Origin of the sequence: Pantoea sp. ME81 (genome assembly GCF_903970985.1) — a bacterium.
GTDB lineage: Bacteria > Pseudomonadota > Gammaproteobacteria > Enterobacterales > Enterobacteriaceae > Pantoea > Pantoea communis.
This window is the reverse complement of record NZ_CAJCKS010000194.1, coordinates 1-8432: the sequence shown is the minus strand read 5'-3', so window position 1 is coordinate 8432 and position 8432 is coordinate 1. Positions and strand designations below refer to the sequence as shown.

Annotated in this window: 8 protein-coding genes; 4 read left to right on the top strand and 4 right to left on the bottom strand. The window is 54.6% G+C overall.

Translation table 11 applies throughout. The features are described from left to right. From crtI to H7A81_RS23505, 4 genes are all read right to left on the bottom strand, one after another. The coding region (gene crtI / locus H7A81_RS23520) for a phytoene desaturase family protein (RefSeq protein ID WP_182058878.1) at window positions 1–836 on the bottom strand (836 nt) is incomplete at its 3' end. After that, on the bottom strand, window positions 836–2002 hold the full coding sequence (gene crtY, locus H7A81_RS23515) for a lycopene beta-cyclase CrtY (protein WP_182058877.1): 1167 nt from the start codon (window positions 2000–2002) through the stop codon (window positions 836–838). The genes crtY and crtI, both read right to left, overlap by 1 nt. Beyond that, window positions 2002–3273, bottom strand: a complete 1272-nt coding sequence (locus H7A81_RS23510; protein ID WP_182058876.1) for a glycosyltransferase — start codon at window positions 3271–3273, stop codon at window positions 2002–2004. Before H7A81_RS23510 ends, crtY begins: the two co-directional genes overlap by 1 nt. Before the next feature lie 14 nt (window positions 3274–3287). Continuing rightward, window positions 3288–4193, bottom strand: a complete 906-nt coding sequence (locus H7A81_RS23505) for a polyprenyl synthetase family protein (protein ID WP_182058875.1) — start codon at window positions 4191–4193, stop codon at window positions 3288–3290. Window positions 4194–4434: 241 nt separating this feature from the next. Here H7A81_RS23505 and H7A81_RS23500 point away from each other — a divergent pair, with 241 nt between their 5' ends. From H7A81_RS23500 to H7A81_RS23485, 4 genes are all read left to right on the top strand, one after another. Further along, window positions 4435–5376, top strand: coding sequence for a 2-hydroxyacid dehydrogenase (locus tag H7A81_RS23500; protein ID WP_182058874.1), 942 nt, complete (start codon window positions 4435–4437; stop codon window positions 5374–5376). Window positions 5377–5493: 117 nt separating this feature from the next. Beyond that, window positions 5494–6675, top strand: coding sequence for an FAD-binding oxidoreductase (locus tag H7A81_RS23495; RefSeq protein ID WP_182058873.1), 1182 nt, complete (start codon window positions 5494–5496; stop codon window positions 6673–6675). Window positions 6676–6794: 119 nt separating this feature from the next. Continuing rightward, window positions 6795–7820 (top strand): Gfo/Idh/MocA family protein, encoded by a 1026-nt coding sequence (locus H7A81_RS23490; RefSeq protein ID WP_182058872.1) that lies wholly within the window; start codon window positions 6795–6797, stop codon window positions 7818–7820. A gap of 100 nt (window positions 7821–7920) precedes the next feature. Further along, window positions 7921–8412, top strand: a complete 492-nt coding sequence (locus H7A81_RS23485) for a GNAT family N-acetyltransferase (protein WP_182058871.1) — start codon at window positions 7921–7923, stop codon at window positions 8410–8412. The last annotated feature ends 20 nt before the right edge of the window (window positions 8413–8432 follow it).

Genomic DNA, 8432 nt, shown 5'->3' with positions numbered 1-8432 from the left:
GTATGCACCACATCGGCATTCGACGCCACCGCATTAGCTGCAAACCGGCGACCATCTTTCAACTGCACGCCACTTATGCGATTGCCCTGGGTTTCCAGCTGACTCACTTCAGCGTTGAGCAACAATTCGCCACCCAGGTCGGTAAATAGTTTTGCCATGCCTTGCACCAGCGCACCGGTGCCGCCACGCGGAAACCATACGCCCCATTCGCGTTCCAGCGCATGAATCAAGGTATAGATCGAGGACGTTGCAAAAGGATTACCGCCAACCAGCAGCGAGTGAAAAGAGAATGCCTGACGCAGGTGATCGTCCTGTATAAATTTTGCCACCATACTGTAAACGCTGCGCCAGGCCTGCAAGCGGCCTAACTGCGGGCCAGCGTGTAGCATGTCACGGAAATGCAAAAAAGGCACAGTCCCCAACTTGAGATAACCCTCTTTGAACACCTCGCGTGAATAGGCGAGAAACTGCCGATAGCCTGCGACATCGGCCGGGTTGAAGCGGGCAATTTGCTGCTCCAGCAACGGTTGATTATTGTCATAGTCGAGCTGTTTGCCGTCTTCCCAGCATAAGCGATAGAAAGGCGTAACCGGCATCAATTCAACATAATCACTGAGCGATTTACCGGCCAGCGTAAACAGCGCTTCAATCGCTGTCGGGTCGGTGATCACTGTCGGTCCGGCATCAAAAGTAAAGCCCTGTTCCTGCCATGCGTAGGCGCGTCCGCCGGGTTTATCGCGCTGCTCTAGTAGCGTGGTAGGAATACCGGCCGCCTGCAGCCGAATAGCCAACGCCAGGCCGCCGAAACCGGCGCCAATCACATAAGTGCGTGTCATTATTTCTTCCCTGGTTTAGAAGAGGTCGTCATCAGTGCGCGCACCGCTTCGCCGATTGGCACGGGCGGTTTGCCACATAAAATGCGCGCTTTATCGCCGAGGCGGAGTTGCCCGGCGTAAAAGCGGCTGATTAATCCGGCATCCAGCCGATAAAAGCGCTGCATGACACGCCAGCGCTGGTCCGGGTGCCCGGCTAAGAACAGCATTCGATTGAGCAGCCGGAAAAAACGCTGTGTTCGCCACTGCTCGCGTGCAAACTGTTCGATGGCGCGACTGAGCGTTGTCGCATCACAGGGCAACAGCTGGGCAATGCGTTCTGCCAGCGCCAGTGCTGTGGGCAACGAGTAGCCCGTGGTGGCGTGGAACAAGCCCGCACGCAGCCCGCTGCAGGGTTGATCACGCTGTTGCTGCCAGAAGGCATCAATATCGCCACTCAATGTTATTGGCAGTGAACCTTGCTCCTCACGCAGCAGAAGGCTCAAGCTCCAGTGATGCGCTTTGGCGTAGTCGGCGATATTCTGCCGCGCGGTGTGCTCTGTCAGCGTGGGCTGATTAATGTAGTGCGTATCTTCAATTAATAGACGATCCGCACTGAGCGGTAAGGTGTAGACAAAGCGGTAGCCCTGTTGTTGATCCACTGTCGCATCCATCAAGATCGGTTGTGTTAAACCGTGAGGCCTCGCCAGATGCCACTCCTGACCGATAAAGGCTTGATAGCCGAGTTGCAGATGCGGCGTGTGTTGCAGGCCGCGACCATCAATCACCACCGCAGCATGCAGTACGCGATGGTCGGCCAGGGTGACCTGAGTAGGGCGCACCTCATTCACCGGGGTATTGATCCAGAGATCATCCGCCATGACCTCATAAAGCCGTTGGGCAAAATCTGCAGAGGTGATTGAGCAATATTCCCCGCTGAGATTGCGGCGCAGTGTAGGGAAACGCACCTGATAGCCGGGCCAGCGATAGGCAATCAACGGTTGCAACCACTGAAGCTGATGGGGGCTGAGATCGTCCTGATGAAAGGACCAGGTATGATTACCTGCCGGATGCGCGTGACTTTCCAGCATCAGAACACGCAGCTGGGGATGACGCTGGCGTAACTGCAGCGCAATCAAGCCATTAGCCAGTCCGGCACCCACTAAAATCACGTCATAATTCTCGGGCATCAGGTCGCCTCCGCCAGCACAACACGTTGTTGCCCCAATGCCTGCTCAACGATATCAGCGGCGCGCTCGCAACCGCCTGAGCGCTGCAGCTGCGCCTGAATCGGTGAGATACGCAGCCGATAGCCGTCATCCGTCAACAGTTGCTGCAGGTGCTGCTCCAGCTGATGCACGCGGCTAAAGCGAGATGCGCGATGACCGACACCGTGCCAGGCAATACGAGACGCCACGCCGGGTTGGTCAAAGGCCAGCGGCAGCGCCAGCATCGGGGTGCCCCATTCCAGTGACTCTAACGTGCTGTTGAGTCCGGCATGGGTGATAAACAGCTGCGCATGTTGCAGCGCGGCTGGCTGATCGAGAAAATCCGTCACCCACGCCGCACCGGCGCGCTCAAGCTGCTGCACCTGATCAGCGTCCAAACCGCCACAATGGGCAATCACTAACGAGAGTTGCTGATTGCGGCACGCTTGTGCCAGATGCAGGAACAAGCGAAAACGATGACCTTGCAAGGTGCCAAAAGAGGCATAAACCACCGGCTGTCGCAATTCAGGCCAGGGGGCCGTGGCTACGCGGGGCTGTTTTGAGGCGCGCAGCAGTCCTACGGAATGAAAACAGTTGGGCAGTTGCTGGCGCGGAAAATCAAATGCTGGAACGAGTTGGCTAATCTGCGCCAGCGGTGACAAACACTGGTGCAGGCTGTGCCGATCGGGCAATCCCCATTTTTGTGCATGATGACTGATCACCGCGCCATGGCGCTGCATCAGGCGATCATAAATATCCTGACTGGCCTGGAAACGTTGCAGTGATTTTTCATCCTGACCAAAGTGAAACGGCATCACCGCCAGCGGTATGCCAGGCTCGCGATTCACCGGCAGCGCGCAGGCTACTGAAACAAAGGGAAGTTGCAATGCTTCTGCCACCAGGCCACCCGCCGCTTCCATTTGATCGGCAATCACACCATCGACTTGCAACGAGGTTAAACGCGCAGGCAGTTCACGACACAACATATCGGTGCTGGCGGCGATATCACTGATTACCCGCCATAACGAAAGGGGCGAGGCCAGATGCTGTAACACCCGTGCCAGAGAACCGGCGGGATGGCTGCGCTCACCTACGGTGCTGAATCCTGTACATTCATCCGTTAGCAGGAGGCGTGCATCATCCTGTTGCACAAAGGTGATGCGATGACCGCGCGCAATCAGCGTCTGTGACAACGCCTGCAGCGCGTGAAAGTGGCTATACAGTGGCGGCGCAATCACGGCAAAGTGCCCCATCGGCAGTCCCGCGATCAGTGAAACATCGCCAGCTGTTGATTAAACAGGGCGTGCATATATTGGCGGGTCGCTATGCCACGATGGCAGGCGCAGGCGAGGTGCGCATCGGCACTGCGCAGATGTTCACGCAAGCGGCGCTCAGCACCTTCGGCCCCCAACATCTGTACCAGCGTCGATTTACCCTGATCCTGATTAATGTCCTTGCCGGTGTGTTTACTGCCGTCGGCGAGATCATCGAGCAATTGGAAAGCCTGACCCAAATCCTGCGCGAAATAGCTGAGTTTCTGGCGCATAGCGGGTGTTGCTTCCGCAGCAATCGCCGCCATTTGCAAGGTGGCTCGGAACAGCACGCTGGTTTTGAGTTCATTGGTTAATGCGACGGCTTCCGGACTACGCGATTGCGCGCCCTGATGTAGATCCTGGAATTGACCCTGCACCAAACCTTGTAAACCCACGGCAGAAGAGAGTTCGGCAATCGCCTCTGATTTCTGCAGGGCGGCTAAACCTGGCGCAACGGCAATCACTTCAAAGGCGCGGCTCAGCAGGGCAATCGCCGCCAGAATCGCCACGCTTTCGCCAAATTCGCGATGCACTGTTGGGCGTCCGCGTCGCATCTGAGCATTGTCCATGCAAGGAATATCATCGAGGATCAGCGACGCGGCATGCACCATTTCAACTGCGCAGGCGAGATCAAGAATGCCCTGTTGCGATGCTTTGCTGCCCATATCTCGCGCAGCCAACAGCAGCAACAGGGGACGAATGCGTTTACCCGGTGCCAGCGCACCGGCGCGCATGGCGGCACGAACCTGATCGCTCGGCTGACCCGCAGGCAGCAGTTGCTCAAGATGCGTCTGCAATAATTGCTGCAAAGAGTGAAGTTCGTTTTCCTGGCTTGCTGTGATGTCGACATGGGCGGTCATAGCGGCTTTCCATGGTAAGTTGAATTGTTATGGTTTTTTTATTAACCGTAGACTGCGTAAGATGAGTTCGCCAGCGCGCTCAACGCATTACGGTAAAGACAGATCCGAAATAAAACCTGATTCTCCACCAGGATTCATTGCACTTTCCCCGTGATCGTATTAGCGAAAAAAGTAACAAGGGTGCCGTAACATAAATTCATCCGGTAGTCTGAAACGACACGCTTATCCATCCAGGAAAATAATGATGTCTTCGCAACCTCATATTCTGATTATTCAGCCACTGATGCCGCAGCTGGACGAAAAACTCTCGCAACATTTTCATTGTCATCGTTTATATAAGGAGCAGGACCCCGCGCTATTTCTTCAGCGCCAGGGCAAAGAGATTCAAGGCATAGTGACGCGCGGTGACGTGGGTGTAGAAACGTCGATTCTGGAACAGGTGCCGGCCTGTAAAGCGATTGCGGTGTTTGGGGTGGGAACCGATCGTATCGACCTGAATTACACCGCTGCACATGATATTCAGGTGAGCATCACCAGCGATATTCTTACCGATGATGTCGCCGATTTAGCCATGACGCTGACCTTAGCTTTTTCACGCAACCTGGTGGCCAATCATCAGTTCGCACGCTCTGGCGCGTGGGAAAATACCGGCACTTCGCTTTCCAGTAAAGCCAGCGGGAAACGCATGGGCATTGCGGGCTTGGGTGCGATTGGTCTTGCGATTGCCCGGCGTGCTGAGGCATTCGGTATGGAGATCGCTTACACCGCGCGCAGTCAAAAAGATGTGCCTTACCAACGCTGTGAGAACATTGAACAGCTGGCGGCGTTCAGTGATTTCCTGGTGCTGGCGCTGCCGGGTAGCCCGGAAAATATCCAGCTGGTGGACGCAAAAGTGCTGGCGGCGTTGGGGAAATCGGGTGTGCTGATCAACATTGCACGCGGCACGGTGGTGAATGAAAACGATCTTATCCAGGCATTGCAGCAGGGTGTGATAAAAGGCGCCGCGCTGGATGTTTTCCCGCAAGAACCGATTATTCATCCTGCGCTGCGTGAATTAGATAATGTGTTATTAACCCCACATATTGCGAGTGCCACCCATGAAACTCGTGAAGGCATGGCGAATAATGTGCTGGAGAATTTGCTGGCCTATTTCTCAAATGGGAAAATGCTGACGACGATATAAATTTATTCTCTGGCATCAGAGGATTTTCTTATATCCTGCGCAGTAAGCGTTATATAGCAATTGCAATCTCTGCCGATGAACGTTGTTATGATAGGGCTATTCATTCAGGAGCCATTCATGACAACTCAAAAGATTGCGATAGTGGGCGGCGGCGTCATCGGTTTAGCGGTGGCGCGCGCATTAGCCTTGCAGGGCGTACAGGTTACGATTTTTGAACAGCAGCATATTGGTGCCGGCACCAGCAGCACCACCTTCGCCTGGGTCAACTCCAATGGTAAACAACCCCTCAGTTATCACCAGCTCAATGCCCTCGCTATGGAAGAACATACTCGTTTGCAGCTTTCGCAAACCAATGGTCTGCGCTGGCTGGAAACCTGTGGTACCTGGGAGTGGGCGTCAGAAGGCGAGGCGCAGCAGAGGCTACTTCAGCGTGTTACCTCCCTGCAATCGCTGGGTTATCCCGCGCATGAGGTGACACCGGATGCGTTGCAGCGTGAAGTGCCGGATCTGCGTTCACAGGCGGTAAGTGGCAGCGTCTGGCATTTCCCAACGGAATCGGTATTGCATCCGGCGCTGTATCTCTCGCGACTCTGGTCTGAAGCGCGTGCCAATGGGGCGGTATTGCATCAACAACATGCGATTGAACGTCTTAGCGAACAAGCTGATGGCGTCACGCTGCATCTGGTAAACGGTGAACAGTGGCAGGGTGATCACGTGGTGATTGCCACCGGGCGCTGGGCCAATCAACTGCTTAACACCCTTAATCTTGATTTGGCGCTGCTCGATACCAGCAAACCCAACGCGGTGGCCTGTAGTTTCCTGGCACGCACGGCGCCACAGCCGCTCTCGCTGGCAACCAATTTAATCTCTCCTCAGCTTAATGTACGTCCGGACGGCGGCGGGCGATTGCTGTTGCAGGCACTGGCGCTGGATGACCTTGCCGACCCTGCTGCCCCACCTTCGTGCCATGGCGATATTGCGCAGGCGTTCCGCGATCGCTACCACGCGTTGTTTGCAGATGCAGGCGAATTGCAGATTGAGAACCTTGTGATTGGTCAACGCGCCAGACCGGCGGATGGATTACCTGCCATTGGCTACGTCACGCCTCATCAGCGTGTGTATGTGGCAGTGACACACAGTGGAATCACATTGTCACCGTTGATTGGCAAGCTGGTGGCGCAGGAACTGGTGCAGGATCAGGCCAGTGAGTTACTGGCAGATTTCCGCCCTCAGCGATTGTTAGGCAAAAACGCCAGTGACTTTGCGCCGATTAAGCGCAACTTCCCTGCGGCACAGTAAAGCCATTTTTCCTAAAAATGATATTTTTGTGCCATTTTTGCGTGAGCGAGCAGTTTTAGTTGTTGCGATTATGTTATTACTGATTGCCTTACCACTTTTCTCTATCACAAGGAGGCAGCATGAAAATCGGTATCGTGGGCTATGGAACGGGCGGCAAACACTTTCACGCGCCATTCATTAATGCGGCTGAGGGCGTGGAGTTAGCGGGCATCGTGGCGCGTGCGCCAGCCACTATTGCACGCGTGAGAGCGGATTTTCCCGACATTCCGATCTATGCCAGCCTGACCGACATGCTGGCGGCAGGTGTCGATGCCGTCACGATCACGACACCACCGCAAACGCGCCGTGAACTGGTGCTGGAAGCGATTGCTGCGGGTGTGGCGGTGATTGCCGACAAACCCTTTGCACCCGACGCGAAAACGGGGCGTGAGTTGGCCAATGCCGCGAAAGCGAAAGGCGTCGTACTGAGCGTGTATCACAACCGTCGTTTTGACCATGATGTGCGCACGCTGAAAAAACTGATTGAGCAAAATCGCGTGGGAAAAGTGTGGCGTTTGCATAATCGTATGGATTTTGACGATGCCAATACCCTCGAAGGCGGCGAAACTGGCGGTTTGCTGCGTGATTTAGGCAGTCATATTGTCGATCAGGCGCTGTTTCTGTTGGGGCCGGTAAAATCGGTTTATGCTCAATTGGATATCATCGACCTGCCGGAAGGGCCGACCGACGCCAGTTTTGTGCTGACGCTAACTCATCAAAACGGGACTAAATCCTATCTTTCCGCCACCAAACTGAATCGCTTTGTTTGCCGTGAGTTTCGTCTGTATGGCGATGCCGGTAGCTTTGTTTCACAAGGGACGGATGTGCAGGCGCAGGCCATTTTTGCGGGCCAGCGTCCGGCGGACGATCGGGATGCATGGGGTTATGAGCAGCCTGAGCGCTGGGGCACACTCAATACGCCGCAAGGCTCAGAACGGGTGCCTTCTGAACAAGGTGCCTATCACGCCTATTACGAAGCTTTTGCTCAAGCGGTACGCGATGGCAGTGAGCCTCCGGTGACGCCAGAGCAGGCGATTGAAGTCCTGGCGGTACTGGATGCTGCTTTTGTTAGCGCACGTGAAAATCGGGTTGTGGAAGTGATTTAAACGGTAGCGCTGCAGCAATGCAGCGCTCCATTCTCTCAACCTTTCCCCATGACACCCTGCTAATATGGCGCTCACGAGATGTTATGTTTAGAGGTCTGTTGTGTCGAATCTGAAGTTCCGAAGTGCCACTTTAGCTGATGTTGATCGCTGCTATGCCATTGAAATTAATGCCTACGAAGGCGATGAGGCTGCCACGCGCGAAAAAATCGCAACCCGTATCGCACACTATCCTCAAGGGTTTATGTGCCTTGAAAACGAGGGTCAAGTCATTGGCTTTATCAATGCAGGTTGCGCCTGGGATGTGGTGATGTCAGATGAGGAATTTAAGGAGTTAATCGGGCACGATCCTGCAGCACCTAACGTGGTGATTATGTCAGTGGTGCTCGATCCGGCCTATCAGGGCAAAGGGTACAGCACACTGATGATGCAACAGTTCATCAAGCTTATGAAGCAGATGAATAAGCAGACCATCCATTTGATGTGCAAAACCCATCACGTTGATCTGTATAAGAAGTTCGGCTATCAGTACATCAAACCTTCGGCGTCCGATCACGGCGGCATGGCGTGGCACGAGATGCTGATGACGCTGTGATTATTTTTTAACCAAAAATA

What these genes read in the sequence shown, in the direction of transcription:
- crtY (WP_182058877.1), bottom strand. Translation starts at nt 2,002, where the DNA reads ATGCCCGAGAATTATGACGTGATTTTAGTGGGTGCCGGACTGGCTAAT.
- H7A81_RS23505 (WP_182058875.1), bottom strand. Translation starts at nt 4,193, where the DNA reads ATGACCGCCCATGTCGACATCACAGCAAGCCAGGAAAACGAACTTCAC.
- H7A81_RS23490 (WP_182058872.1), top strand. Translation starts at nt 6,795, where the DNA reads ATGAAAATCGGTATCGTGGGCTATGGAACGGGCGGCAAACACTTTCAC.
- H7A81_RS23510 (WP_182058876.1), bottom strand. Translation starts at nt 3,273, where the DNA reads ATGGGGCACTTTGCCGTGATTGCGCCGCCACTGTATAGCCACTTTCAC.
- H7A81_RS23500 (WP_182058874.1), top strand. Translation starts at nt 4,435, where the DNA reads ATGATGTCTTCGCAACCTCATATTCTGATTATTCAGCCACTGATGCCG.
- H7A81_RS23495 (WP_182058873.1), top strand. Translation starts at nt 5,494, where the DNA reads ATGACAACTCAAAAGATTGCGATAGTGGGCGGCGGCGTCATCGGTTTA.